Origin of the sequence: Microbacterium sp. cx-55, from assembly GCF_021117345.1 — a bacterium.
In the GTDB taxonomy this organism is placed as follows: Bacteria; Actinomycetota; Actinomycetes; order Actinomycetales; family Microbacteriaceae; genus Microbacterium.
This window is the reverse complement of record NZ_CP088261.1, coordinates 2,371,647-2,396,747: the sequence shown is the minus strand read 5'-3', so window position 1 is coordinate 2,396,747 and position 25,101 is coordinate 2,371,647. Positions and strand designations below refer to the sequence as shown.

26 protein-coding genes and 1 tRNA gene are annotated in these 25,101 nt (G+C 69.3%); 15 read left to right on the top strand and 12 right to left on the bottom strand.

Features of this window, described 5'->3' with window-relative positions; genetic code table 11:
- Nucleotides 1–18: 18 nt before the first annotated feature.
- The gene (gene phoU, locus LQ938_RS11295; RefSeq protein WP_223722966.1) at nucleotides 19–681 is read right to left on the bottom strand and encodes a phosphate signaling complex protein PhoU; all 663 of its coding nucleotides are present in this window, start codon (nucleotides 679–681) and stop codon (nucleotides 19–21) included.
- Nucleotides 682–847: 166 nt separating this feature from the next.
- Between phoU and LQ938_RS11290 the strand changes: the two genes are divergently transcribed.
- Both LQ938_RS11290 and LQ938_RS11285 read left to right on the top strand, forming a co-directional pair.
- Complete coding sequence (locus LQ938_RS11290; protein ID WP_223722967.1) at nucleotides 848–2,134, top strand: sensor histidine kinase; 1,287 nt, start codon at nucleotides 848–850, stop codon at nucleotides 2,132–2,134.
- On the top strand, nucleotides 2,131–2,814 hold the full coding sequence (locus tag LQ938_RS11285) for a response regulator transcription factor (protein ID WP_223722968.1): 684 nt from the start codon (nucleotides 2,131–2,133) through the stop codon (nucleotides 2,812–2,814). Before LQ938_RS11290 ends, LQ938_RS11285 begins: the two co-directional genes overlap by 4 nt.
- Before the next feature lie 59 nt (nucleotides 2,815–2,873).
- Here LQ938_RS11285 and LQ938_RS11280 read toward each other — a convergent pair whose 3' ends face one another.
- On the bottom strand, nucleotides 2,874–3,350 hold the full coding sequence (locus LQ938_RS11280) for a DNA modification methylase (RefSeq protein WP_223722969.1): 477 nt from the start codon (nucleotides 3,348–3,350) through the stop codon (nucleotides 2,874–2,876).
- A gap of 176 nt (nucleotides 3,351–3,526) precedes the next feature.
- On the opposite strand from LQ938_RS11280, the gene LQ938_RS11275 reads away from it, so the two are divergent.
- Nucleotides 3,527–4,009 (top strand): CarD family transcriptional regulator, encoded by a 483-nt coding sequence (locus LQ938_RS11275; RefSeq protein ID WP_047547577.1) that lies wholly within the window; start codon nucleotides 3,527–3,529, stop codon nucleotides 4,007–4,009.
- Between the two features lie 15 nt (nucleotides 4,010–4,024).
- Nucleotides 4,025–5,242 carry a 2-C-methyl-D-erythritol 4-phosphate cytidylyltransferase gene (gene ispD / locus LQ938_RS11270; protein WP_223722970.1) on the top strand — a complete coding sequence of 406 codons (1,218 nt, stop codon included), beginning with the start codon at nucleotides 4,025–4,027 and terminating at the stop codon, nucleotides 5,240–5,242.
- Nucleotides 5,243–5,411: 169 nt separating this feature from the next.
- Here ispD and LQ938_RS11265 read toward each other — a convergent pair whose 3' ends face one another.
- Both LQ938_RS11265 and LQ938_RS11260 read right to left on the bottom strand, forming a co-directional pair.
- A complete protein-coding gene (locus LQ938_RS11265) occupies nucleotides 5,412–5,870 on the bottom strand; it encodes a GNAT family N-acetyltransferase (protein ID WP_223722971.1) in 459 nt (152 codons plus the stop codon).
- A 3-nt stretch (nucleotides 5,871–5,873) separates the two neighbouring features.
- Entirely contained in the window at nucleotides 5,874–6,797 is a 924-nt protein-coding gene (locus LQ938_RS11260) for a DMT family transporter (protein WP_223722972.1), read from the bottom strand.
- Between the two features lie 62 nt (nucleotides 6,798–6,859).
- Between LQ938_RS11260 and cysS the strand changes: the two genes are divergently transcribed.
- From cysS to LQ938_RS11245, 3 genes are read left to right on the top strand one after another with little or no spacing between them, the layout of a single operon-like run.
- Entirely contained in the window at nucleotides 6,860–8,272 is a 1,413-nt protein-coding gene (gene cysS, locus LQ938_RS11255; protein ID WP_223722973.1) for a cysteine--tRNA ligase, read from the top strand.
- Nucleotides 8,262–9,266: a 23S rRNA (guanosine(2251)-2'-O)-methyltransferase RlmB gene (rlmB, locus tag LQ938_RS11250; protein ID WP_223722974.1), complete on the top strand. Its 1,005-nt coding sequence runs from the start codon at nucleotides 8,262–8,264 to the stop codon at nucleotides 9,264–9,266. The genes cysS and rlmB overlap by 11 nt, the downstream gene beginning before the upstream one ends.
- A gap of 15 nt (nucleotides 9,267–9,281) precedes the next feature.
- Nucleotides 9,282–9,923 (top strand): NAD(P)-dependent oxidoreductase, encoded by a 642-nt coding sequence (locus tag LQ938_RS11245; protein WP_223722975.1) that lies wholly within the window; start codon nucleotides 9,282–9,284, stop codon nucleotides 9,921–9,923.
- A 68-nt stretch (nucleotides 9,924–9,991) separates the two neighbouring features.
- Here the strand turns inward: LQ938_RS11245 and LQ938_RS11240 are convergent, their stop codons facing one another.
- Nucleotides 9,992–11,308 carry a DUF4032 domain-containing protein gene (locus tag LQ938_RS11240; protein ID WP_223722976.1) on the bottom strand — a complete coding sequence of 439 codons (1,317 nt, stop codon included), beginning with the start codon at nucleotides 11,306–11,308 and terminating at the stop codon, nucleotides 9,992–9,994.
- Nucleotides 11,309–11,375: 67 nt separating this feature from the next.
- On the bottom strand, nucleotides 11,376–12,479 hold the full coding sequence (locus LQ938_RS11235) for an ABC transporter ATP-binding protein (RefSeq protein WP_223722977.1): 1,104 nt from the start codon (nucleotides 12,477–12,479) through the stop codon (nucleotides 11,376–11,378).
- 209 nt (nucleotides 12,480–12,688) lie between these two features.
- Between LQ938_RS11235 and LQ938_RS11230 the strand changes: the two genes are divergently transcribed.
- The 3 genes from LQ938_RS11230 to LQ938_RS11220 all read left to right on the top strand — a co-directional run bounded on the left by LQ938_RS11230 (nucleotide 12,689) and on the right by LQ938_RS11220 (nucleotide 14,794).
- Nucleotides 12,689–13,624, top strand: a complete 936-nt coding sequence (locus LQ938_RS11230) for a DsbA family protein (protein WP_223722978.1) — start codon at nucleotides 12,689–12,691, stop codon at nucleotides 13,622–13,624.
- A gap of 78 nt (nucleotides 13,625–13,702) precedes the next feature.
- Nucleotides 13,703–13,775: transfer RNA gene (locus LQ938_RS11225), tRNA-Thr, on the top strand.
- A gap of 56 nt (nucleotides 13,776–13,831) precedes the next feature.
- Complete coding sequence (locus LQ938_RS11220; RefSeq protein WP_223722979.1) at nucleotides 13,832–14,794, top strand: DMT family transporter; 963 nt, start codon at nucleotides 13,832–13,834, stop codon at nucleotides 14,792–14,794.
- A gap of 113 nt (nucleotides 14,795–14,907) precedes the next feature.
- On the opposite strand, the gene LQ938_RS11215 is transcribed toward LQ938_RS11220, so the two are convergent.
- Both LQ938_RS11215 and msrB read right to left on the bottom strand, forming a co-directional pair.
- Nucleotides 14,908–15,426: a nitroreductase family protein gene (locus tag LQ938_RS11215; RefSeq protein WP_223723033.1), complete on the bottom strand. Its 519-nt coding sequence runs from the start codon at nucleotides 15,424–15,426 to the stop codon at nucleotides 14,908–14,910.
- Between the two features lie 20 nt (nucleotides 15,427–15,446).
- Nucleotides 15,447–15,857 carry a peptide-methionine (R)-S-oxide reductase MsrB gene (gene msrB, locus LQ938_RS11210; protein ID WP_223722980.1) on the bottom strand — a complete coding sequence of 137 codons (411 nt, stop codon included), beginning with the start codon at nucleotides 15,855–15,857 and terminating at the stop codon, nucleotides 15,447–15,449.
- A 96-nt stretch (nucleotides 15,858–15,953) separates the two neighbouring features.
- Between msrB and LQ938_RS11205 the strand changes: the two genes are divergently transcribed.
- The 5 genes from LQ938_RS11205 (at nucleotide 15,954) to groL (ending at nucleotide 20,343) form a co-directional block, all read left to right on the top strand.
- A complete protein-coding gene (locus LQ938_RS11205; protein WP_223722981.1) occupies nucleotides 15,954–16,973 on the top strand; it encodes a DUF2332 family protein in 1,020 nt (339 codons plus the stop codon).
- 9 nt (nucleotides 16,974–16,982) lie between these two features.
- Nucleotides 16,983–17,300 (top strand): DUF3263 domain-containing protein, encoded by a 318-nt coding sequence (locus tag LQ938_RS11200; protein ID WP_374197482.1) that lies wholly within the window; start codon nucleotides 16,983–16,985, stop codon nucleotides 17,298–17,300.
- 107 nt (nucleotides 17,301–17,407) lie between these two features.
- Entirely contained in the window at nucleotides 17,408–17,953 is a 546-nt protein-coding gene (locus LQ938_RS11195) for a LytR C-terminal domain-containing protein (protein ID WP_223722982.1), read from the top strand.
- 192 nt (nucleotides 17,954–18,145) lie between these two features.
- A complete protein-coding gene (locus LQ938_RS11190; RefSeq protein ID WP_223722983.1) occupies nucleotides 18,146–18,349 on the top strand; it encodes a cold-shock protein in 204 nt (67 codons plus the stop codon).
- A gap of 374 nt (nucleotides 18,350–18,723) precedes the next feature.
- A complete protein-coding gene (gene groL, locus LQ938_RS11185) occupies nucleotides 18,724–20,343 on the top strand; it encodes a chaperonin GroEL (protein WP_223722984.1) in 1,620 nt (539 codons plus the stop codon).
- A 60-nt stretch (nucleotides 20,344–20,403) separates the two neighbouring features.
- Here groL and LQ938_RS11180 read toward each other — a convergent pair whose 3' ends face one another.
- The 4 genes from LQ938_RS11180 to LQ938_RS11165 all read right to left on the bottom strand — a co-directional run bounded on the left by LQ938_RS11180 (nucleotide 20,404) and on the right by LQ938_RS11165 (nucleotide 25,057).
- Nucleotides 20,404–20,691, bottom strand: a complete 288-nt coding sequence (locus LQ938_RS11180) for a WXG100 family type VII secretion target (RefSeq protein WP_223722985.1) — start codon at nucleotides 20,689–20,691, stop codon at nucleotides 20,404–20,406.
- 114 nt (nucleotides 20,692–20,805) lie between these two features.
- A complete protein-coding gene (locus tag LQ938_RS11175) occupies nucleotides 20,806–22,440 on the bottom strand; it encodes a sensor histidine kinase (RefSeq protein WP_223723035.1) in 1,635 nt (544 codons plus the stop codon).
- A 131-nt stretch (nucleotides 22,441–22,571) separates the two neighbouring features.
- Complete coding sequence (locus LQ938_RS11170) at nucleotides 22,572–23,264, bottom strand: response regulator transcription factor (RefSeq protein ID WP_223722986.1); 693 nt, start codon at nucleotides 23,262–23,264, stop codon at nucleotides 22,572–22,574.
- Between the two features lie 137 nt (nucleotides 23,265–23,401).
- Entirely contained in the window at nucleotides 23,402–25,057 is a 1,656-nt protein-coding gene (locus LQ938_RS11165) for a DNA repair helicase XPB (RefSeq protein ID WP_223722987.1), read from the bottom strand.
- Nucleotides 25,058–25,101: the final 44 nt, after the last annotated feature.

Genomic DNA, 25,101 nt, shown 5'->3' with positions numbered 1-25,101 from the left:
TCGTTCTGTGCGAGGCGCTCAGGCCTCGTCGGCGTTGACCGGTGCCCAGTCGCCCGTGGCGAGGTACACGATCTTCTTCGCCACCGACACCGCGTGGTCACCGAAGCGCTCGTGGTACCGGCTCGCGAGGGTGGCGTCGACCGTCTGCGACGTCTCGCCCTGCCAGCTGTCGCTGAGCACCTTCTCGAAGACGCTGACGTGGAGTTCGTCGAGGCGGTCGTCGGCGTTGCGGATCTCTTCCGCGAGCTCGAGGTCGCGGGTGCGCAGCAGCTCGGTGAGCTGCCGGGCGAGCTCGACGTCGATCTGGCCCATCTTCGTGAACGTGCTCTTCAGGCCCCGCGGGATGGCGCGGTCGGGGAAGCGCATGCGGGTGAGCTGAGCGATGTGCTCGGCGATGTCACCCATCCGCTCGAGCGACGCGCTGATCCGGAGCGCCGAGACGACCGTCCGCAGGTCGCTCGCGACCGGCTGCTGACGGGCGAGGATGTCGATCGCGAGCTCGTCGAGGGCGATGGCCTTCTCGTCGATCACGTTGTCGTTCTCGATGACCTCTTCCGCGAGCGCGACATCGCTCGTACCGAACGCGGTGGTCGCTTTCTCGATGGCCTCGGTGACGAGCTCGGAGATCTCGACGAGGCGCACGCGCACTTCGTCGAGAGACTGCTGGAATACCTCGCGCATGGACGGGCACCTTCCTGGGGTCGATGAGCAGCACGTGGCCGCAACCTTCGCGATTGTCGCTGCCGAAGGTTAACGAACGGTGCCCCAGGAGTGAATAGTACCCGGGCTGGGCCCGCAGACCCGGGGCTTGAACGGTCCAGGTTCATCATCCATTTACGCTGGAGCCATGAACTCCTCGCAGCTCGCGCTGCTGGCACTGCTCCTCGGTGCTCTGATCGGGGCGGCGGTGTCGATCCTGATCGTGGTGGCATTCCGTGCCCGCGATCGCGCGGTGGCGCGAAACTCGGAGGCCGTTCCCGACGGTGTCAGCGACGTTCTCGCGGCGATGGATGACAGCGCGGTGGTGGTGGATGCATCCGGCACCGTGCGTGCGTCGTCGGCCAGTGGTGAGGCGTTCGGGATGGCGATCGGCGAAGTGCTGCCCGATGACCGGCTGCGCGAACTCGCCCGTTCGGTGCGCGCCGGCGGCGGCATGGGGAGCGCGAGTCTGACGCTTCGCCGGGCGGCGACGCCGGCCGAACCCCGGCTCGTATCCGCGCGGGCGACGGTGCTCTCGCCCCGGCTCGTGCTGCTCGTCATCCGCGACATCACCGAGCGGGAGCGCGTCGAGCAGATGCGTCGCGACTTCGTTGCGAACACGTCCCACGAGCTGAAGACCCCGGTCGGCGCGATCAGCCTGCTGTCGGAGGCGATCGAGTCGGCTGCCGACGACCCCGCGCAGGTGCGGATCTTCGCGGCGCGGTTGAACGCGGAGGCCGCTCGCCTCGGCTCTCTGACCTCGCGTGTCATGAACCTCTCGCGCCTACAGTCTGCCGATGAGCTCGCCGAGGTGCGCGACATCTCGATCGATGCGGTCGTGACCTCCGCGATCGAGGCGCACGGGCTGGCGGCGGACTCGTCGGGCGTCACCTTGGTTCGCGGCGGCGCGCGCGGCCTGTACGTGCGCGGCGACCAGCAGATCCTGACCGAGGCGGTCGGCAACCTGGTGGCGAACGCCATCGCGTACTCGCCGCGCGCTTCCAGCGTCGGCATCGGGGTCAAGCAGGTGCACAACGCGGTGGAGATCACCGTCACCGACCGCGGGATCGGGATCTCCGAAGAAGATCAGCAGCGCGTGTTCGAGCGTTTCTATCGCTCCGATCAGGCGCGGTCCCGCCGCACCGGCGGCACCGGGCTCGGCCTGGCGATCGTCAAGCACGCCGTGCAGCGGCACGGGGGAGAGGTGCGGATCTGGTCGAAGGTGGGGCGGGGGTCGACCTTCACGATCCAGCTCCCGATCGCCGCCGCGCCCGCTCCGCTCGATAACGTCAAAGATGCGCGTCCCAAGCGTCGAGCCAAGAAAGCCAAGAAGGCCTCCGGCGCCGACGCGATGCCCGCGCCCGTATCTTCTGCCCCTGCATCTTCTGCCCCTGCACAGATCAACGCTGAACCGATGAACGGAGTCACCGAATGACCCGAGTCTTGATTGTCGAGGACGAACCCGACCTGGCTGACCCGCTCGCCTACCTGCTGCGGCGGGAAGGCTTCGAGGTCGAGATCGCCGAGGACGGACCCACCGCCCTCACTGCGTTCCGGGAGCGGGGTGCCGACATCGTGCTGCTCGATCTGATGCTGCCGGGGATGCCGGGCACCGAGGTCTGCCGCCAGATCCGCGCTTCCTCGGCCGTGCCGGTCATCATGCTCACGGCGAAGGACAGCGAGGTGGACATCGTCGTCGGACTCGAGCTCGGCGCCGACGACTACGTCACGAAGCCCTACTCGACCCGGGAGCTGCTGGCGCGGATGCGGGCGGTGCTGCGCCGTTTCGCGCAGGTGGAAGCGGACCTCGACGAGCGTGTGCTCGCGGGCGGCCGGGTCGTGCTCGACATCGACCGGCACACGGTCTCGGTCGACAACGCCGAGATCAACATGCCCCTGAAGGAGTTCGAGCTCCTCGAGGTGCTGATGCGCAACGCCGGTCGCGTGCTGACCCGCGGCCAGCTGATCGACCGCGTGTGGGGCACGGACTACTTCGGTGACACGAAGACCCTCGACGTGCACATCAAACGCATCCGCTCACGGATCGAGCAAAACCCCGGCGACCCGGTGATGCTCGTCACCGTTCGGGGTCTCGGGTACCGCTTCGAGGCGTGACGGTCTGAAACGAGAAGAGGGCATCCCGATCGGGATGCCCTCTTCTCGTTCGGTGCGGCTCAGGGAGCGAGCGGCGCCAGGTAGTCGAGCGAACCGTCGAGGACGGGAACGTCGATGCGGACGCCCTCGCTGTCGCCCGACTGGAAGTACAGGGAGACCGTCGAGCCCGGAACGGCGTCGAGGTCTTCGATCAGCAGCGGGTCGGTCTCGCCGTCGCCGAGGCTCTTGGTCGTTGCGGCCGGCATCCGCACGGTCAGCGGGATGGCGGAGCTTCCCTCGCCGACCTGGATGTTCAGCACCTCGGGGCTGTCGCCCGGGTTCACGATCGCGGCGACGAGGTTGCCCTCGGTGCCGTCTTCGTTCGCGACGATGAGCGCGTTCCGCACGGCGACGGGGCCACTGCCGGCCGGCACGTTGATGCCGTCGGACGCGGAGTACTGGATCGTCGTGCTCTGCGGGGCGAGCATCGCGCATCCGCTCGTTCCGAGGACGACGGCAGCGCCCAGGGCGATGGACGCGATTAGGCGCGTTTTCACAGTTCCTCCAGAGAGCAGACGGCTTCGTGAGCATTCTACGGGGTCGGCGTGGCCGCGCCGCTTCGAGCAATTCCGGCGCGGTGTCAGGCGGCGCCCGGCCCCTCCGGGCTGCGGGAGCGAACCTTAGCGCACAATGCCCTGTGGTATCCTAGGGGCTGCCGAAAGGACATAACTCCATGCTTTTTGAGGTTGGCGAAACGGTCGTCTATCCCCACCACGGGGCCGCGACGATTATCGAGGTCAAGGAACGCGTCATCAAGGGCGAGACCAAGAAGTACTTGAAACTCAACGTCACCCAGGGCGATCTGGTGATCGAGGTACCGGCAGACAATGTCGACCTGGTCGGTGTGCGCGACGTGATCGGCAAGGACGGTCTCGAGCGGGTGTTCGAGGTGCTGCGTGCCCCCTTCACCGAAGAGCCCACCAACTGGTCCCGTCGTTACAAGGCGAACCTCGAGAAGCTGGCGTCGGGTGACGTGATCAAGGTCAGCGAGGTCGTGCGCGACCTCTGGCGCCGCGATCAGGATCGCGGCCTCTCGGCCGGCGAGAAGCGCATGCTCGCGAAGGCGAAGCAGATTCTCGTCTCCGAACTCGCGCTCGCAGAGAAGACCGACGAGGAGAAGGCCAGCACCCTCCTCGACGAGGTCCTCGCCAGCTGATTCGCTGACACCGTCATGATCGCGCCCGTCCCGCGCGTCGCCGTCATCGTCGTCGCCGGGGGTTCCGGGACGCGGCTCGGCGAACGCCTGCCCAAGGCGTTCGTCGGGCTCGACACCCACAGCATCCTGCGCCACAGCCTCGACGGCGTTTTCGCGGGTCCCGGCAACGCGCAGGTCGTCGTGGTCGTGCCGCGCGGACGCGAAGGCGAGGCGCTCACCGACGCCTACGCAGCGGCCGGCGACCGGCGGGATCTGATCTCGGTGGTGACCGGCGGCGACACCCGGCAGAAGTCCGTGCGTGCGGGGCTCTCCGGTGTGTGGGCAGACGTCGAGATCGTGCTCGTGCACGATGCTGCCCGCGCCTTGACGCCGCCGGAGCAGTTCACCCGCGTGATCGACGCCATCCGCGAAACCGGATGGGGAGCCGTCCCGGTCTTGCCGGTGATCGACACGATCAAGCGCGTCGACGGCGGCGAGATCGTCGGTGTCGTCGACCGTGCCGAGCTCGGCGCGGCACAGACCCCGCAGGGGTTCCACCGCGACATCCTCGAGTCGGCGTACGCGGTGGCGGACGCCGAGTTCACCGACGATGCGGCACTCGTCGCCGCCGCCGGACACCGGGTCGCCGCCGTCGAGGGCGATCCGCTGGCGTTCAAGATCACGACGCCGACCGACCTTGAGCGCGCTCGTTCCCTCGTGGCTTCGCCTCCGGCGCCGCATCCGGTCACCGCCCCGGTCACGCTGGAACGCCCGGCCGCCGTGCCGCGCGTGGGCGTGGGCACCGACGTGCACGCGTTCTCCGACGCGGGGGAGCTGTGGCTCGCGGGTCTCCGCTGGCCCGGAGAGGCCGCCCTGTCGGGGCACTCGGATGGCGACGCCATCGCGCACGCGATCGTCGACGCGCTCCTCGCTGCGGCGGGCCTCGGCGACATCGGGACGCACTTCGGCACGGACCGACCCGAGTACGCCGGGGCGCACGCCGACGCGTTCCTCGCCCGCACGCACGCGCTCATCGGCGAGGCAGGCTGGAGCATCGCGAACGTCTCGGTGCAGGTGCAGGCGGCTCGCCCGCGGTTCGCTCCCCGGCGTGCCGAAGCCGAACAGGTGCTCTCCGCAGCGCTCGGCGGCGCACCGGTGTCGGTATCGGCGACGACGACCGACGGCCTGGGCTTCACCGGCCGCGCCGAGGGCGTGTCGGCCGTCGCCGTGGCCCTCCTCATCCCCGCCCCCTGACGCCCCGTCGGCTCCGCCGCCGGCTCCGCCGCGCCGCCCGCGCGCGCCCCGACCGCGAAACGGGATCTTCGCGCCGAAACAGTGGGGTCACCCCTCCGTCTCGGCGCGAAGATCCCGTCTCGCGGATGGTCCGGAGGCGGATGGCCCGGACGGCGCGCGCGGGGGAGGGTCAGAGCGCGCGGGTGAAGTAGAGCGAGAACGGGTCGTCGGTGTAGTCCGCGAACGGGGCGCAGGGTACGAACCCCTCGCTGCGGTAGAGCGCCGCCGCGGGAACGAACTCGGGCGTGCTGCCCGTCTCGAGCCAGAGACTCGTCAGACCCCGCGACTGCGCGTCCGCGACGATGTGTCGGAGCATCAGGCGCCCGATGCCGCGGCCGAGGAACGCATCCGCGACGCGCATCGACTTCAGCTCGCCGCGGTCCTCCTCGAACACCTTCAGTGCACCGATGCCGGCGAGCTCCGCACCATCCCACGCAGACCAGAACGTGAGGCCGGGGCCCGCGAGCGCGTCGATCCCGAGGGCGTGCACGCTCTCCGGCGGCGACGAGTCGTGCATGCCCGCCAGGTGCGCGATCACGAGTTCGCGCTCCGGCGAGGTGCGCGGGTCGCTCACGCGGATGTCGATCATGGGTCAGCCCTCCAGCGCGAACGGTCGGGGTTCGCGCCGGCCGCGCGCTCCCCAGGTGAGAAGTGCGAGGCCCGAAGCGAGCACGATGAGCCCCACCACGGCGAGGGGTGCGAGCTGTTCGCCGAGCACGGCGATCCCGAGGAGCGCCGCGGTGAGGGGCTCCGCGAGGGTGAGCGTGGCGGCGGTGGCGGCCGTCAGCCGTTCGAGGCCCCAGGTGAAGAGCGTGTACGCCAGGGCGATCGTCGCGAGACCCAGCCACAGCGCCATCGCCGCCCCGGCGGGTTCGGCCAGCCACTCCAACGACGCGAACGGCAGCATGAACAGCGCGGATGCGGCCGAGCCGAGCCCCATCGCCCCCGCGACGGTGAACGGGTCCCAGCCGTCATCGAGCAGTTGCCGCTGGGCGTTCGCGAAGACCGCGAACGAGGCACCCGCCCCGACCGACCCGAGGATGCCGAGGGCGTCGACGCCCGCCGCGCCGCCGCCCGCCGCAGCGAGCAGCGCCACCCCCGCCGTGGAGAGGGTGGTCGCCACCGCCCATGACCGACGCGGGATGCGGCGCGTGCGAGCCCATTCGATGAGTCCTGCGAGCACTGGCGCCGATCCGAGGGCGATCACGGTGCCGACGGCGACGCCCGACCGCGCCGTGCCGAGGAAGAACAGTGGCTGGTACGCCGCGAGGCAGACACCGGTCACGGCCATCAGAAGGACCGCCCGGCGGGAGAGTCGCGGGTTCCGGGGTGCATCCTCACGCCGCTGATGGCGCCGTCCGAGGAGCAGCCCGAGGATGGCCAGGCCGGTCCCGCCGATGAGCAGTCGCGCGGCTCCGACCCCGAGCGGGGTGGTCGAATCGGGGCCGAGTGCCTGCGCGGTGCCGGTCGTGCCGAACAGCACGGCCGCAGCGACGACGGCGAGCACGGGCAGCATCCCTCATTTCTATCGTCACTTCATGACGATGGCGTGACGGGGGCCGCCGGTAGGCTGGGATCGTGATGGTTCGGCTCTACGACACCCAAGCGCAGACGCTGCGCGACTTCGAGCCGACCGATCCCGCGAACGTGACGATGTACGTCTGCGGCCCGACCGTGCAGTCCGGGCCCCACATCGGGCACCTTCGCGCGGCGCTGAGCTTCGACCTGCTGCGTCGCTGGCTCGCCCACCGCTTCGGCCGCGTGACGTTCGTGCGGAACGTGACCGACATCGACGACAAGGTGCTCGCGAACGCCACGGTCGACGAACCGTGGTGGGCCCTCGCGTACCGCATGGAGCTCGAGTTCTCGCACGCCTACGCCGCGATCGGCATCGACGCGCCGACCTACGAGCCTCGCGCGACGGGGTCCATCCCGCAGATGATCGAGCTCATCGATGCGCTGATCGAGCGCGGGCACGCGTATGCGGCGCCCGACGGCTCCGGTGACGTGTACTTCGACGTGCGCTCGTGGGCGCCCTACGGCGCGCTCACCCATCAGTCGTTGGACGCGATGGAGCCGGCGGCGGATGCAGACCCCCGCGGCAAGCGCGACCCGCACGATTTCGCCCTCTGGAAGGGCGCGAAACCCGGAGAACCGGCGGATGCGGTCTGGACCGCGCCGTGGGGTGCCGGGCGACCGGGATGGCACATCGAGTGCTCCGCGATGTCGCGGCGCTATCTCGGCGGCGAGTTCGACATCCACGGCGGCGGCCTCGACCTGCGCTTCCCCCATCACGAGAACGAGCTCGCGCAGTCCACCGCGGCGGGCGATCCGTTCGCGCGGTACTGGGTGCACAACGGCCTGGTGACGGTCGACGGTCAGAAGATGTCGAAGTCCCTGGGCAATTTCGTGCTCGCGACCGACGCCCTCGCCGTCCGCGACCCGCTCGTGATCCGTTACGCCCTGGGCGCCGCCCACTACCGGTCGAGCCTCGACATCTCGGAGAAGGCGTTCGACGAAGCGGATGCTGCGCTCGACCGCATCCGCTCGTTCCAGGAGCGGGCGGCACGGGTACTCGACGCCGACCGCGTCCCGGCGACCGATTTGCCGCACGAGTTCGTCGCCGCGATGGACGACGACCTCAACGTGCCCCGCGCGATCGGGGTGATCCACGAGCACGTGCGCTCGGGGAACACGGCACTGGATGCGGGCACCGACCCGACCGAGATCGCGGGCGCGGCCGATGCCGTGGCGGCCATGCTCGACATCCTCGCGCTCAACCCTCGCAGCGAACGGTGGCAGACCGCATCCGCGGGTCCGTCGGCCACCGCGCTCGACACCCTCGTGCAGACGATGATCACGCAGCGCGCCGATGCGCGCGCCGCGAAGGACTGGGCCGCAGCCGACCGCGTCAGAGACGCGATCGCCGCTGCGGGAATCACTCTGGAGGACACTCCGGACGGAACTCATTGGAGTATCGATGGCAAATAAGCCAGGGCGCCCCGGCGCCGGAAAAGGCAAGAAGGGCCCCACCAAGGGCACGGGCGGCAAGAACAAGCGTTCCCTCGAAGGACGCGGCCCGACCCCCAAGGCGGAGGACCGTGCGTGGCACCCCGCGGGCAAGCGGAAGGCGGCGCAGGAGCGCTTCACCGCGGCCGGCGGGCGGCCGTCATCGTCGGGTCCCCGCCCCTCGGGCGGCCTCGCCCGCGGCGGCCGGTCGAAGCAGGCCGACGACACCGAGACGGTCACCGGCCGCAACTCGGTGCTCGAGGCGCTCCGCACCAAGATCCCCGCGACCGCGTTCTACATCGCGCAGCGCGTGGAGATGGACGACCGCGTCAAAGAGATGCTGTCGATCGCGACGAACCGCGGCATCCCGGTGCTCGAGGTCACGCGCCCTGAGCTCGACCGCATGGCCGGCTTCGACGGCGTGCACCAGGGCGTCGCGCTCAAGGTGCCGCCGTACGAGTACGCGCACCCGCAGGACCTGCTCGAGCAGATCATCGACCGCAACGAAGTGCCGCTGCTCGTGGCTCTCGACGGCGTCACCGATCCCCGCAACCTCGGTGCGATCATCCGCTCGACGGCCGCGTTCGGCGGTCACGGCGTGCTGATCCCGCAGCGGCGGAGCGCCGGCGTCAACTCGGCCGCGTGGAAGACGAGCGCCGGTGCGGCGGCCCGTACGCCCGTCGCGATGGCCGTGAACCTGACCGCGACGCTGAAGGACCTGAAGAAGCAGGGTGTGTTCGTGCTGGGCCTGGACGGGGGCGGCGATGTGTCGCTGCCCGCTCTGAAGCTCGCCGACCGACCCGTCGTGATCGTCGTCGGCTCCGAGGGCAAGGGGCTGTCGCGCCTGGTCACCGAGACCTGCGACCAGATCGTGTCGATCCCGATCTCCGGGGCGACCGAATCGCTGAACGCCGGCATCGCGGCATCCGTCGCCCTGTACCAGGTGTCGACGCTCCGCGCGTCGCTCAGCGACTGACCGAAGGAGCACATCATGACCCGCATCGTTGTTCTCGGAGGAACGGGCTACGCCGGTAGCCACATCGTCGCGGAGGCGGTGCAGCGCGGTCACACGGTGCTCTCGGTCGCGCGCACGGTGCCGGCCGAGCGCGTGCCGCACGCGACCTACATCGAGGGCACACTGCTCGATGTGCCGAGCCTCGTCACCGAACTGCAGGGCGTCGATGTGCTCGTGTCGGCCGTCGCCGCGCGCGGCGACATGCTCGGGCTCGTGCGCCCCGCGATGGCGCAGCTGAAATCGGTGCTTCCGGATGACGTGCGGATCGGCGTCGTCGGCGGCGCGGGCGGAAGCCGCGTCGCGGAAGGCGGACCGCGCCTCATCGACACCGATGATTTCGCCGATGAGTTCAAGCCCGAGGCCCGCGAGGCTGTCGACATCCTCGAGGACCTGCAGGCCGACACTTCGGGCCGCGACTGGTTCTACGTGCACCCGGCCGGCGGCTTCGGCGCGTGGGCACCGGGGGAGCGCACCGGGTCGTACCGCGACGGCGGCGAGGCGCTCGTCGTGGACGCGGAGGGCGAGTCCTTCATCTCGGGGGCCGACCTCGCGGTCGCCGTGCTCGATGAGATCGAGAACCCCCGCCACTCGCGCGAGAACTTCGCCGTCGGCTACTGACGCCGAGGCCCTCTCGCGGGACCTTCTGTGGGGTCCCGCGGGAGGGCCGCGGTGATGCCGGTCTGCCGTCAGACGAGGTCGCGCCAGTCGATCTCTTCGTCGACGTCGTCGCTCGTGACGTCGTCATCGGATGCTGTCGTCAGAACGGGAATCGTCATGGTCTCGGTCGTGGGTCCCATGACGGTCGCCTCGTCGCGACGGTGGCGCAGCACGTCGTCGATGTAACTCGTCAGCACCTCGGCGAGCGGCACGGCACGGCCCCGTGCCTGCGACATGTACCAGCGGTGTTCGAGCACCTGGTGGAACACCTCGGCGGGCTCGAGCTTCGCGCGCAGGTCGTAGGGGATCGCCTTCACGACCGGCTCGAACACGCGCGTCAGCCACTCGTGCGCGACCATCTCCTCATCCGACCCGATGCGGGAGATCCGGGCCCGGAACTCGTCGAGGTCGTTGAGCAGACGCCGAGCCTGGTTCTCCTCCACGTCGAGACCGGTCAGGCGCAGCAGGCGGCGCTGATGGTGTCCGGCGTCGACGACCTTCGGCTGGATCGACACGCGCGTGCCGTCCGGTGCGGTCTCCATCGACATCTCGCCGATATCGAAGCCCAGCGTGTTCAGACGCTGCACGCGTTCGGTGATGCGCCACGACTCGTCGACCGAGAACGTCTCCTGATCGGTGAGGGCCTTCCATAGCGAGTAGTACGACGAGACGATGCCGTCGGCGACCTCGAGGGCGTTGACGCCGCCCTCGAGCCGCCCGCCCGCCTCGAGGTCCATGATCTCGCCGGCGATGTTGATGCGGGCGATGTCGAGGTCGTGCTCGCGCTGCCCGCGCGTGAGGCCGCGGTCGTGCAGCTCGCCCGTTTCGGCGTCGACGAGGTACGCGGCGAACGCTCCGGCGTCGCGGCGGAAGAGGGTGTTGGAGAGGGAGACGTCGCCCCAGAAGAATCCGACGTTGTGCAGTCGGACGAGGAGCACCGCGAGCGCATCGACGAGTCGGGCGGCGGTGTTCGGGCGCAGCACCTGGGTGAAGAGCGCGCGGTAGGGGAGCGAGAACTTGAGGTGCGCGGTGACGAGTGCCGCCGGGAGCGGGTTGCCGTCCGCATCCGCTCGCCCGCCGATGACCGCGAAGCGCTCCACGCACGGCACGTCGAGCTTCGCGAGGTTGCCGAGCATGTCGTACTCACGACGCGCCATCTCGGCGGTGGTCTCTTTCACCGCGATCACGCGTCCGGAGAGGGTCGCGAACCGCACGAGGTGGCGGGAGATGCCCTTGGGGAGGTAGACGATGTCTGAGCTCGACCAGTCCGACAGGGGCGTCGACCAGGGCAGCGCGAGCAGTCCGGGGTCGACGGAGCTCGCAGTGATGGTCAGAGATTCAGACATGTTCCTCCGTGGAAAGAAGGGCGGCGCGGAAGATCCGAGGATCCACCGCGCCGCCCCCGAGGTGCGATCAGGCCGAAGCGATGGCCTTGTCGTTCAGGCGCTCGCCCGACTCGATGTCGAACGCGTGCACGTGGCCCGGCTTGGCGGCCAGGGTCACGGTCTCGCCCGCGTTCGGGTGGTTGCGGCCGTCGACGCGGGCCACGATGTCGGAGCGCTTGCCGCCGATCTCGGTGTGACCGTAGAGGTAGCCGTCGGCGCCGAGCTCTTCGACCAGGTCGACCTGAACCGTGAGGCCCTGACCGTCGACCGGTCCGACCTCGATGTCTTCGGGGCGAACGCCCACGGTGACCTGGCTGCCATTGGCGCGGCCGACGGTGTCGCGGTCGAGCGGGACGATCTCGGTGCCGAAGCGGACGCCGCCGTCGGCGAGGTCGGCCGGGAAGAGGTTCATGGCAGGGGAGCCGATGAAGCCGGCGACGAACACGTTGTTCGGCTTCTCGTACAGGTCGCGGGGCGAGCCGACCTGCTGCAGCACGCCGTCCTTCAGAACGGCGATGCGGTCGCCCATCGTGAGGGCCTCGGTCTGGTCGTGCGTGACGTAGACCGTGGTGACACCGAGGCGGCGCTGGAGCGACGCGATCTGGGTACGGGTCTGCACACGGAGCTTCGCGTCGAGGTTCGACAGGGGCTCGTCCATAAGGAACACCTGCGGCTGACGGACGATCGCGCGGCCCATCGCGACACGCTGACGCTGACCACCCGAGAGTGCCTTGGGCTTGCGGGTCAGGTACTGCTCGAGGTCGAGGAGCTTGGCGGCTTCGAGCACGCGGGTGGCGCGCTCATCCTTGCCGACGCCCGCGATCTTCAGCGCGAAGCCCATGTTCTCGGCGACGGTCATGTGCGGGTACAGCGCGTAGTTCTGGAAGACCATCGCGATGTCGCGGTCCTTCGGCGGAACGTCGGTGACGTCACGCTCACCGATGCGGATGTGGCCGGCGTTGACCTCTTCGAGGCCCGCGAGCATGCGGAGCGAGGTGGACTTACCGCAACCGGAGGGGCCGACCAGGACGAGGAACTCGCCATCGCCCACTTCGAGGTTCAGCTTGTCGACGGCGGGGCGGGTGCCTCCGGGGTACAGACGGGTTGCGTTGTCGAACGTGACGGACGCCATTGTTTCTTCTCCTTCACCGGCAGGTACGTGCCGGACGATCCGTAGTGATGGAATATGCGGGGGCTTGGCCCGCACGCCCTTCATTGGGCGCAGTGCCAGTATGGCACGCGCGTCTGGGCATTTCCCAGGTGCGCTGATTAGCATCGACAGGGCCGTTCACCCGTGCGGCCGCGCCGGCGAGGCCGGTCTCGTGCGTTATCAGAGGTTCCATGTCCAACGACGATTCGAACGTTCCGGCTCAGCGCGACCGCCGTGAGGCCGTGCGCGAGAAGGCGCAGCAGGTGCGGGCTCGCCATACGCGGCTCAGCCGCATCCGGCTCGGCGTTCTCGTCATCGGTGCCGTCGTGATGGTCGGTGCCGTCGTCGGAGCCGTCGTTTTCGCGGTGGGCTCGTCCACGGGCCCGTCGCAGGCAGCACCCGTCGGTGAGGACCACGGCGGATTCGCGATCACTTCGGTTGCCGGTGTCGCTCTCGGGTCGGCGACGATTCCGGATGCGGCCGCCACTGCGCAGGGCGAGGATGCCCCCGCGGCCACTCCCACACCCACGGCGTCGGATGCGGCGACCGCCGACATCCGCGTGTACGTCGACTACCTGGCGCCGGGCGCAAAGCAGTTCGAACTCGCCAACGCCCCGCAGCTCTCCGGTTGGGTCACCGAGGGTGCGGCGACTCTCACGTACTACCCGGTCGCGATGCTGACCGCGAAGTCGAACGGCACGAAGTACTCGCTGCGGGCGGCCGGCGCTGCCGCGTGTGTGGCCTCGCACTCACCCGACAAGGTGTTCGCGTTCAACCACGCCCTGCTGGACGCGCAGCCCGACGCCAACTCGGACGGCCTCTCGGACGCCGACCTGGCGACGCTCGCGCAGACCTCCGGTGTCACCGACCCGAAGGGTGTTCGCGCCTGCATCGAGGGCGGTGAGTACATGGCCTGGGCAAAGACAGCGACCGACCAGGCCGTCGCCGGAATCCCCGGCACCGACGGACTCACCCTGACCGGTGCGCCGATGATCCTCGTCAACGGCGAGCCGTACCTCGGCCAGCTCGACGACCCGAAGGAATTCGCGCAGTTCGTGCTGACGACCTCGAGCGAGTCGTACTACAAGAGCCCGACCGCGACGCCGACCCCGACGCCCTCGTCCTGAGCCCTCGCGGCGCAGGGACGGATGCGCCCGAGACATGGGAACGGCCGGTCGGACGAGCGCCGGTAGACTGGCGGCCTCGCCGGCTTGGCGCAATTGGTAGCGCACCGTACTTGTAATACGGGGGTTGCAGGTTCAAGTCCTGTAGCCGGCACCGAATCGGATCCTGCCGCCGCGAGCGGGGCGTTCAGCGCCGCGTAGCATCGTGCGGTGACGTCTCGTTCCGCATCCGCCGCTCCCCGTCGGCTTCCGCTCGCGGTGGCGCTCGGCGGCGCGGTGCTGGTCGGAGTGCTGACGAGCGTGCAGGCGCAGATCAACGGCGCACTCGGTGCGGCGATCGGCGACGGGTTCGTCGCGGCTGTGATCTCGTTCGGTTCGGGCCTGGCGATTCTGATCGTGCTCTCGGCGACCGTGCCGTCCGGCCGAGCAGGGTTCGGCCGTCTGGTGCGCGGGGTGCGCGAGCGGCGCATCCCGTTCTGGATGCTGATCGGCGGACTCGCGGGGGCGTTCACGGTCGCGAGTCAGGGCCTGACCGTCGCGGTCATCGGCGTCGCCACGTTCACGGTCGGCGTCGTGGCGGGTCAGACGGTGAACGGCGTCGTGCTCGACCGCGCCGGATACGGGCCCGCGGGAGTCGTGCCGGTGACCGTCGGACGCCTGCTCGGCGGCGGCTTGGCCGTGGTGGCCGTGGTCATCTCGCTGCTCGGCGAGGGGCCCTCCGGAGTACCGGCGTGGATGCTGTTTCTCCCCTTCCTCGCCGGAGCCGGCATCGCTTGGCAGCAGGCGACGAATGGGCGGCTGCGTCACGTCGTCGAGAGTCCGCTGACCGCGACCCTCGTGAACTTCATCGGGGGAACGCTCGCGCTCCTGGTGGCCGCCGGCATCCGGATCGCCTTCGTGGGTCTCCCCGCCTCACTCCCCGCAGATCCGTGGGTGTACTTCGGCGGCGCGATCGGCGTCGTCTACATCTTCCTGTCGGCGGCGCTCGTGCGGCACACGGGCGTTCTGCAACTCGGGCTCGGCTCCGTCGTCGGCCTGCTGCTGACGTCGGTGGTCATCGACGCGATCTGGCCGGCGCACTCCGGCCCCCCGCTCGCGCTGGCGTTGACGGCCGTCGCACTCGCGCTCGTCGGCGTCGTGATCGCCGTCGTCCCGCGCTGGCGTCGCCGCTGAACGCGTTGCCCCGGTCGAGGGGCACCCGAACTTCGCAGAATCGCGCCGAGGTCGCAGCTTTCCGGAAGGACTCTGCGCGGATGACGCGATCCTGCGACGGTGGTGCCGCCGCGTCAGCGGGGCATGGCAGAGAGGAACGACTCCGGGTCGATCGTCTTGCGCCGGGTCTCGCGCTCGCGCACCGGCTTGCCGCCGACGTAGAGCCAACCGAGCAGCCGCTCGTTCTTCGCGAGCTTGTGCGCCTTGGCGACAGCCTTGCTGCGCGTGTACTCGCCGGTGCGCCAGAAGACGCCCCAACCCTGCTCGTCGAGCGCGAGGCTGAGCATGTGGGCGACGCCTGCGGCCACGGCCTCCTGCTCCCAGTCGGGCACCTTGCCGCTCTTGCGCACCGAGGCGACAACGGCGATCAGCAGCGGTGCGCGCAGCGGCTTGGTCGACCGACCGCGCTTGTGCTCGGCCTTGTGGATGGCGCGACCCAGGCGTTCGCGGTCGTCGCCGCGCAGTTCGATCAGCCGCCACGGCCGCATCGACGAGTGGTCGGCGACGCGTCCGGCCGCAGCGATCGCGGCGAGCAGCTGCTCGCGGCTGGGGGCCTCGTCGGTCACCCGTGACATCGACCGCCGGGCGAGCATCGCCTCCGCGGCGGTCGCGGTCACTTGTCGTCCGCCTCGGGGGTGAACTCGAGGGCGAGGGAGTTCATGCAGTAGCGGTCACCCGTGGGGGTGCCGAAACCGTCGGGGAACACGTGGCCGAGGTGGGACCCGCAACTCGCGCAGCGCACCTCGGTGCGCACCATCCCGTGGGCGTTGTCTTCGATGAGCTCGACCGCTTCGGGGCGCACCGACTCGTAGAAGCTCGGCCATCCGCAATGCGAGTCGAACTTCGTTCCGCTCTGGAAGAGTTCTGCCCCGCAGGCGGCACAGGCGTAGAGGCCGGCGCGGCTCTCATCGAGCAGTTCGCCCGTCCAGGCGCGCTCGGTGGCGGACTCGCGCAGCACGGCGAACTTCTCGTCGCCCAGCTCGTCGCGCCATTGTTCGTCGGACTTGTTCACCGCGTAGCTCACAGTTTTCCCTTCGTCGGTTCTATTCAACCCCGTTCCGCGCGTACCTGTTCCGGGTGTTACCGACGAGTTCGCCCGCACAGCGCCCACAATGGTTCGGTGAGTGCGGCAACCGAGGGCGAGTGGGTCGCCGTGATCGAGCGCTACGAGCGGTTCGCCCGTCTCGAAGCTCCGGGCCGTTCGGCGCTGTACGGCGCGTGGGCGGAGACCGTGCGGGATGACGCCGGTGTCGCACGTGTGCTCGCACAGATCCCGGACACGCACCGGCAGCCTCCGCTCGTGTTCGCGGTGAGTCGGATGCTGGGCGCTCCCGAAGATCCGCCGACCGCATGGGGTGCGTGGGTGCTGGCGCACGCGGATGCGCTGGTCGCGGAGTGCCGCATCCGCAGCATCCAGACCAACGAGCCCCTGCGCTGCGCGGCGCTCCTGCCGGCGCTGGATCTCATCGACGGCCCGATCGCTCTTCTCGAAGTGGGGGCGAGCGCCGGCCTGTGCCTTTACCCGGACCGGTTCTCGTACCGGTACCGGATGCCGGACGGTCACGTCCACGCGATCGATCCCGTGAGCGGGCCGAGCACCGTGACGCTCGAATCGACCTGGATCGGCGGTGAACCCCCCACCGGCCTTCCCGAGATCGTCTGGCGTGCGGGCATCGACCTCGCCCCGCTCGATGTGCGCCGACCGGCCGACCGGGCGTGGCTCACGGATCTGGTCTGGCCGGGCGAAACGGGTCGCCGCGAGCGGATCGACGCCGCGGCCGACATCGCTGCGGCGGATCCTCCGCACCTCGAGACGGCCGATGCGACGGATGCCGACGCGCTCGCCGCGCTCGCCGCATCCGCTCCCGCCGGCGCCACGCTCGTCGTCACGACCCCGGGAGTCCTCGCGCACGTGCCCGGCCGCCGGCGGCACGCCGCCATCGCCGCCGCACGCGGAGCGGGACGATGGGTGACGCTGGACGCTCCCGCGCTGCACAACGGATGGACGACGCCGATCGACGCGGCGAGCTGGCCCGCATCCCGCTTCGCGCTCGCACTCGACGGCGAAGTCCTGGCCGCCGTGGACCCGCTCGGCGCTTCCGTGGAGTGGCGTCGCGGCATCGACGCCGACCGCGGCTAGCGTGAGATCGTGCCCCTGACCGACTCCGATCCGACGACCGCGCGCCCGGCGCTCGAGGAGTCCGCGGTCGACGTGCAGGGCTTGAGCGATCGGGATGCGGCCATCCTCGCGTTTGAGTCCCGCTGGGGCGCGCACGGGGGAGCGAAGGAAGAGGCGATCCGGTCGGAGCTCGGCCTCGCCCCGGCACGCTACTACCAACTGCTCGGGCGCCTCATCGACACGGAGGCCGCGCTCGCGCACGAGCCCATGCTGGTCGCGCGACTGCGCCGCATCCGGGACGAACGGCGCCGGGAACGAGCCACGCGCGGCGTACGCTCCGCCGGCTGACGGCCCGTCGCGTCGGATCCCCACGCTCGCCCGGGTAGCATCGGGGGGTGCCGCGTGAGACCTATTCCCGAGATCGCTTCGACGATCTCCCGGAAGGATCCGGGCGCGTGGGCGCTCACCGGGCCGAGAATCCCCGTCTGCGCTCGGGCGTCATCATCCTGTGGGCGCTCGTGGCGACCATCCTGCTCGTCGGGATCGGAATCTTCGGCAGCCTGATCGTCTCGGGGCGCATCACGCTGGTTCCCGCGTCCACACCGACGCCCACCGCGACGGCCGAGCCAGAGGCGACCATCGACACGTCGTTCGCGGTCAACGTGCTGAACGCCACGGGTGAGTCGGGCCTCGCGACCACCATGAAGGATCAGATCGTCGCCGCCGGCTGGAACGCCGACACGGTGCTGCCGAGCCAGGCCAGCACGTCGGACTTCGCGGAGACGACCGTCTACTACGCGTTCCCCGCCGACGAAGCGGCGGCCCGCGGGCTCGCCGACGTCATCGGCGGCGCGGCCGTCGCGCTCAGCGAGGTCTATCAGCCGATCGACGACCCCGGAACGGCCGACCTCGACGAGAGCCAGAACAAACTGCTCACCGTCGTGATCGGGCTGGACCGCACGGCCGCGGGGGCGACTCCGTCCGCGACGCCCGCGTCCTGACGGCATCCCGCCGGCCGTCGGCGAATTCGACGCACGGCCGCGGCGCGGGGCTGTCGGCGCCCCCGCCGAGAGGCCTGTGTTTCGGCCGCGTAAACGTTGTGCGCCACGGGTGTCAACACTGCCGGATCGGGCCTTTCCGGCCATTCCCGGCTCCATACGATGAAGTGGTATTCAACGCTTCAGGAGATTCGCATGGCACAGGGCACCGTCAAATGGTTCAACGCCGAAAAGGGCTTCGGGTTCATCACGTCGGGTGACGGCCAGGACGTCTTCGTGCACTACTCGAACATCGACATGACCGGCTTCCGTGTTCTGGAAGAGGGCCAGGCCGTCGAGTTCACCGTCGGCAGCGGCCAGAAGGGCCCGCAGGCCGAGTCGGTGCGCGTTCTCGCCTGACCCTTCCGCATCCGCGACCCCCGTTGCCCCTCGGGCGCCGGGGGTCGCTGCGCGTCCGCCCGCCGCGTCCCCACTCCGCTCACCCTTCCGCGAGACGGGATCGGGGCGCCGAGACAGCGGGGTAACCCCACTGTCTCGGCGCGAAGATCCCGTCTCGCGGATGGAAGAGAGGCGGGGGGAGGGGAGTGGGAGAAGGCGGGGGCGGATGCGGCGGCGCGGGGGCGCCCGTATCCGGAATCGTGTTCGCCGTGGGCGAGGTGGGACGCCCCGCGGCAGCTTGCACTCCCCGGGGGTGAGTGCCAGAATGAGTTAGCACTCACGTTTGATGAGTGCTAACTGACGGTAAGCCCAACGTCCGGGAGGGACGACCACACATGGCAAAAATCATCGCTTTCGATGAGGAGGCCCGTCGCGGCCTCGAGCGCGGCCTCAACATTCTGGCCGACGCGGTCAAGGTGACTCTGGGACCCCGCGGTCGCAACGTCGTTCTCGAGAAGAAGTGGGGCGCCCCCACGATCACGAACGACGGTGTCTCGATCGCCAAGGAGATCGAGCTCGACGACCCGTACGAGAAGATCGGTGCGGAGCTCGTCAAGGAGGTCGCCAAGAAGACCGACGACGTCGCCGGTGACGGCACGACCACCGCGACCGTCCTCGCTCAGGCACTTGTTCGCGAGGGCCTTCGCAACGTCGCCGCAGGCGCCGACCCCATCTCGCTCAAGCGCGGCATCGAGAAGGCCGTCGCGGCCGTGACCGAGGCGCTCCTGTCCGACGCCAAGGAGATCGAGTCCAAGGAGCAGATCGCCGCCACCGCGTCGATCTCCGCCGCAGACCCGGCCATCGGCGCGCTCATCGCCGAGGCGATCGACAAGGTCGGCAAGGAGGGTGTGGTCACCGTTGAGGAGTCCAACACCTTCGGCACCGAGCTCGAGCTCACCGAGGGCATGCGCTTCGACAAGGGTTACCTCAACCCCTACTTCGTGACCGACCCGGAGCGTCAGGAAGCGGTCTTCGAAGACCCGTACATCCTGATCGCGAACCAGAAGATCTCGAACATCAAGGACCTGCTGCCGATCGTCGACAAGGTGATCCAGGACGGCAAGGAACTCCTCATCATCGCCGAGGACGTCGAGGGCGAAGCTCTCGCGACCCTGGTGCTGAACAAGATCCGTGGCATCTTCAAGTCGGTCGCCGTCAAGGCTCCCGGCTTCGGTGACCGTCGCAAGGCGCAGCTGCAGGACATCGCCATCCTCACCGGTGGCCAGGTCATCACCGAGGAAGTCGGTCTCAAGCTCGAGAACGCGACGCTCGACCTGCTCGGCCGCGCACGCAAGGTCATCATCACCAAGGACGAGACCACCATCGTCGAAGGTGCGGGCGACTCGGCTCAGATCGAGGGTCGCGTGACCCAGATCCGTCGCGAGATCGAGAACACCGACAGCGACTACGACCGCGAGAAGCTCCAGGAGCGTCTCGCGAAGCTCGCCGGTGGCGTCGCCGTCATCAAGGCGGGTGCGGCGACCGAGGTCGAGCTCAAGGAGCGCAAGCACCGCATCGAGGACGCCGTTCGCAACGCGAAGGCGGCCGTCGAAGAGGGTGTCGTCCCCGGCGGTGGCGTGGCCCTCATCCAGGCCGGCAAGAAGGCGTTCGCGACCCTCGAGCTCACGGGCGACGAGGCAACCGGTGCGAACATCGTCAAGGTCGCCATCGAGGCCCCGCTCAAGCAGATCGCGCTGAACGCCGGTCTCGAGCCCGGTGTCGTCGCGAACAAGGTCGCAGACCTGCCCGTCGGACACGGCCTGAACGCCGCGACCGGCGAGTACGGTGACCTGTTCGCACAGGGCATCATCGACCCCGCCAAGGTGACGCGCTCCGCGCTGCAGAACGCCGCCTCCATCGCGGCGCTCTTCCTCACCACCGAGGTCGTCGTCGCTGACAAGCCCGAGAAGGCGTCGGCTCCGGCCGGCGACCCGACGGGTGGCATGGACTTCTAAAGCCCACAGAACGAAACGGATGCCCCGGTCCTCGGACCGGGGCATCCGTCGTTCGTGCGGTCAGCGGAACAGGCTCATGTTGGCCTGTTCTGCTTCGGCGTACTGCTGGCCGGCGGCCGACAGTGCGAGGTTGATCGACGCCAGGGCATCCTCGACGCCCCGCTGCGCGCCGCGCCACTGCTCGATGCTGCCCTGGAACATGCCGGATGCGGTGCCCGTCCACGACGCCTGCAGCGCGTGCAACTGCGCCATGAGCGACGCGGACTCGCTCTGCAAACGATCGACGGTTCCGCGAATCGCGGTGGTGGCGGTGAGAACGGCGTCGCTGTCGACGGCGAAGACGGCCATGGGTTTCCTCCTCTGCTCGGAAACCCTCACGGTACGGACCCGGATGCGGCGGCCGTTGGCGTTCCGTGCACACCGTGGACAGGCCCGCCCGGGCCGGTGCCTGGGGAGGAACGGTCAGCGATCGGAGTCGTCGCCCTGTGTGGGACGCAGTGCACCGGGGAGAGGTTCGATGGGCTGCGTCTCGATCAGCAGATGGGCCGCCGCCTCGCGGTCGGCCGCGAGCGGCAGCGACACCCGGAAGGTCGCGCCGCCCCCGGGCGTATCCGTCACGGCGACCGATCCGTGCAGCGTCTCCACGATCGAGGCGACGATCGAGAGCCCGAGGCCGGACCCACCGGTCTCGCGCGCACGTGAGGTGTCGGCGCGCCAGAAGCGCTGGAAGATCTGCTCGCGGATCGGTTCGGGAACGCCCTCGCCGTGGTCGATGATCTCGATCCACCCGGTACGTGCCGCGTCGTCGGTGCCGACCCGCAATTCGATGGGGGAGTCGGCGGCGGAGAAGCGCTGCGCGTTGCCGAGCAGATTCGCGACCACCTGCCGGATGCGGTTCTCATCGCCCAGGACCACGGGGGGCATCGTGGCGCGCACCTCTTCGAAGGTCACCGGCAGCGCGGCGATCTCGCCGGTCTCGCCGCGCGGACGGCGCCGGAGCCGCGAGGCCAGCCCGATCGCCGCGGTCGGTACCGATCCCCGACGTTTCTGGGAGGACTCCGCGCCGAGCGCCGTCATCGAGACGGGCGGGGTCTGCAGCGTCCCGTCGCGCTCGCTGTGGGCGTCGAGCACCGTTATCGCGCGCTGAGGAGCAGCGGCGCTGACGTCGAGGGCCGCGTCCCGGGCGATGGGGCGCAGGTCGATCGGGCTGAGCACGACGTCGCGACGCTCGTCGAGTCGCGCCAGGGCGAGCAGATCCTCGACCATCGACGTCATGCGCATGGCCTCCTTCTCGATGCGTCCCATGGCCTGGCCGGTGGCCTCGGCGTCCGGGATCGCCCCGATCCGGTACAGCTCGGCATATCCGCGGACGGTCACGAGCGGAGTGCGCAGTTCGTGGCTCGCGTCGCCGATGAAGCGACGCATCTGGCGCACGGTCGCGTCGCGCTCCGAGAGGGATGCGTCCACGCGCCCCAGCATCGCGTTGATCGCGCGCTTGAGCCGCCCGACCTCGGTGGTCTCGGGCTCGATGTCGGTCATCCGCTGGCTGAAGTCGCCGCCGGCGATCGCCTCGGCGGTGCGTTCGACCTGGCCGAGGCTGCGGAAAGTGAGCGTGACGACCCAGCGCACGAGGAACGCACTCGCGATCACCGTCACGAGCGCGAGCAAGGTGTAGATGCCGAGATAGGTCGCGACGACCCGCTCGGTCTGGGTCGTGGGAATGGCGACGAGTTGCGTGAACGACTGCGTCGTGCCCGAAACGGGCGTGATCACGTAGGTCGCGTGGAACTCGGTGCCCGCGGCGTTCGTCAGCTCGAACACCTGCAGCTGTGTCGCGTACGCGAGATCGAAGCGTACGGATTCCGGGTAGTCCGGCCCTTCCTCGCCATCGTCTCCGCCGCCGCTGATCAGCGGATTCCCCTCCGCGTCGTAGATCGCGAGGAAGTACTCGGTGCTCGGCGCACCGTCCTTCTCGGTGAACTCCACGTCACCGTCGTCGACGGTCACATCGAACAGGGTGTTCGCGACCGGCCCGCGCGAGAGCTGCGTGAGCGTCGTATCGAGGTTCGCGAGCAGGGTGGTGCGCAGGAACACCATCGTGCCGAGCCCCGCGGCAACGAGGCCGATCGCGAGAACGGCGACAGTGACCCCGGTCACCTTCGCGCGGAGGCTGATGCCGCGCCACCAGCGCGTGAGACCGTCGTTGTCGCCCAGGATGATGCCTCCGCTCAGGCGGACTTGCCGGCCTTGAGCATGTAACCGAAGCCGCGCTTGGTCTGGATGAGCGCGTCGGTGGAGTGCGGGTCGATCTTGCGGCGGAGGTACGAGATGTAGCTCTCGACGATGCCGGCGTCGCCGTTGAAGTCGTACTCCCAGACGTGGTCGAGGATCTGCGCCTTCGACAGCACCCGGTTCGGGTTCAGCATGAGGTACCGGAGCAGTTTGAACTCGGTCGGGCTGAGTTCGATCTGCGCGTCGCCGACGAAGACGTCGTGCGTGTCCTGGTCCATCGTGAGCTCACCGGCGCGGATGACGGACTCTTCGTCGGCCTGCATGGTGCGGCGGAGGATGGCCTGGATGCGGGCGACGATCTCGTCGAGCGAGAACGGCTTGGTCACGTAGTCGTCGCCGCCGGCGTTCAGCCCGGTGATCTTGTCTTCCGTGTCGTCCTTCGCCGTGAGGAAGAGGATCGGCGCCGTGTAGCCGGCCTCTCGCAGGCGCTTGGTGACGCTGAACCCGTTCATGTCGGGCAGCATCACATCGAGCACGATGAGGTCGGGCTCTTCTTCCAGGACGGCCGAGATCGTCTGTGCGCCGTTCGAGACGGCGCGGACCTGGAACCCGGCGAACTTCAGGCTCGTGATGAGCAGGTCGCGGATGTTCGGTTCGTCGTCGACGACGAGGATGCGCGGTGCGGTCATGTGTTCATTATGGTGACCTCGTCGATGCGCTGGCTGGAGAATCGCCCGCACGAGGGGTCTGTCCGCTGATGGTGAACATGAGAATTGGCGTGCCACCGGCGCATTCGAGAGTCGCCGAGGGCGCCGTCACGTGCCTCTCATGCGGCGGCGAGGGCGTCCGCATCCAGGATCGTGTAGCTGTATCCCTGTTCGGCGAGGAACCGCTGCCGGTTCTGCGCGAAGTCCTGATCGACCGTGTCGCGGGCGATGAGCGTGTAGAAACTCGCCGTGTGGCCGTTCGTCTTCGGGCGGAGCAGCCGGCCGAGGCGCTGGGCCTCCTCCTGCCGGGAGCCGAACGATCCCGACACCTGGATGGCGACGGATGCCTCGGGCAGATCGACCGAGAAGTTCGCCACCTTCGACACCACGAGCAGGGGCACTTCGCCCACGCGGAACGCCTGGTAGAGCCGTTCGCGCTCGTCGACGGGCGTGGCGCCCGTGATCTTCGGCGCGTTCAGCGCTTCGGCGAGCGTGTCGATCTGGTCGAGGTACTGCCCGATCACGAGGATCTGCTCGCCGGCGTGCCGCTCGGCGAGCGAGCGGACGACGCTGATCTTCGCGGATGCGGTGGCCGCCAGCCGGTAGCGGTCCTCATCGGCGGAGGCGGCGTACTCGAGACGGTCGTCGGCGGGGAGGTCGACACGCACCTCGTAGCAGGCGGCGGGGGAGATGAAGCCCTGAGCCTCGATCTCCTTCCAGGGCGCGTCGAAGCGCTTGGGCCCGATCAGGCTGAAGACGTCGCCTTCGCGACCGTCTTCGCGCACGAGCGTCGCGGTGAGGCCGAGCCGGCGGCGCGCCTGCAGGTCGGCGGTCAGCTTGAACACGGGGGCGGGCAGCAGGTGCACCTCGTCGTAGACCACGAGGCCCCAGTCGAGCGCGTCGAGCAGGGCGAGGTGGGCGTACTCGCCCTTCCTCTTCGCGGTGAGGATCTGGTAGGTCGCGATCGTGACCGGCTTGACCTCTTTCACCTGCCCCGAGTACTCGCCGATCTCTTCGGCGGTGAGCGTCGTGCGCTTGAGGAGCTCGTCGCGCCACTGCCGCGCGCTGACCGCGTTGGTGACGAGGATCAGCGTGGTGGTCTTCGTGTCGGCCATCGCCGCCGCGCCCACGAGGGTCTTGCCGGCGCCACAGGGCAGCACGACGACCCCGGATCCGCCATCGGTGAAGATGTCGACGGCCTTCCGCTGGTACGGACGCAGCGTCCACCCGTCTTCCTGGAGTTCGATCGGATGGGGCGTGCCGGGCGTGTACCCGGCGAGGTCTTCGGCCGGCCACCCGATCTTCAGCAGCTCCTGCTTGATGTGACCGCGGGCCCACGGGTCGATGACGTACGTGTCGGGGCTCGGGTGCGCGATCAGGAGCGGCTGGATGCGCTTGTTGCGAGCGACCTCCGCGAGGACGGGAGCGTCGGTGGAGCGGAGGATGAGCGCCGACTCCTCGTCGCCGTACGGGCCGCGTTCGATCACAAGACGCCCATAGCGGGTCACGGTCTCGCGGATGTCCGTCGATACCGACGGCGGCACCGGGAAACGCGACCAGCGGTCGAGCGTGGCGAGCATGTCTTCTGCGGCATGTCCGGCGGCCCGCGCATTCCACAGGCCCAGGCGCGTGATGCGGTATGTGTGGATGTGCTCGGGCGCGCGCTCGAGTTCCGCGAAAACGGCCAGTTCGTGCCGCGCGTCCTCGGCGCGCGGATGCGCGACTTCGAGGAGCACCGTGCGGTCGCTCTGGACGATGAGGGGTCCGTCAGCCATAACGCGCCAGTCTACCGGCGAGAGCTATGCCCGAAGGCCGTGTC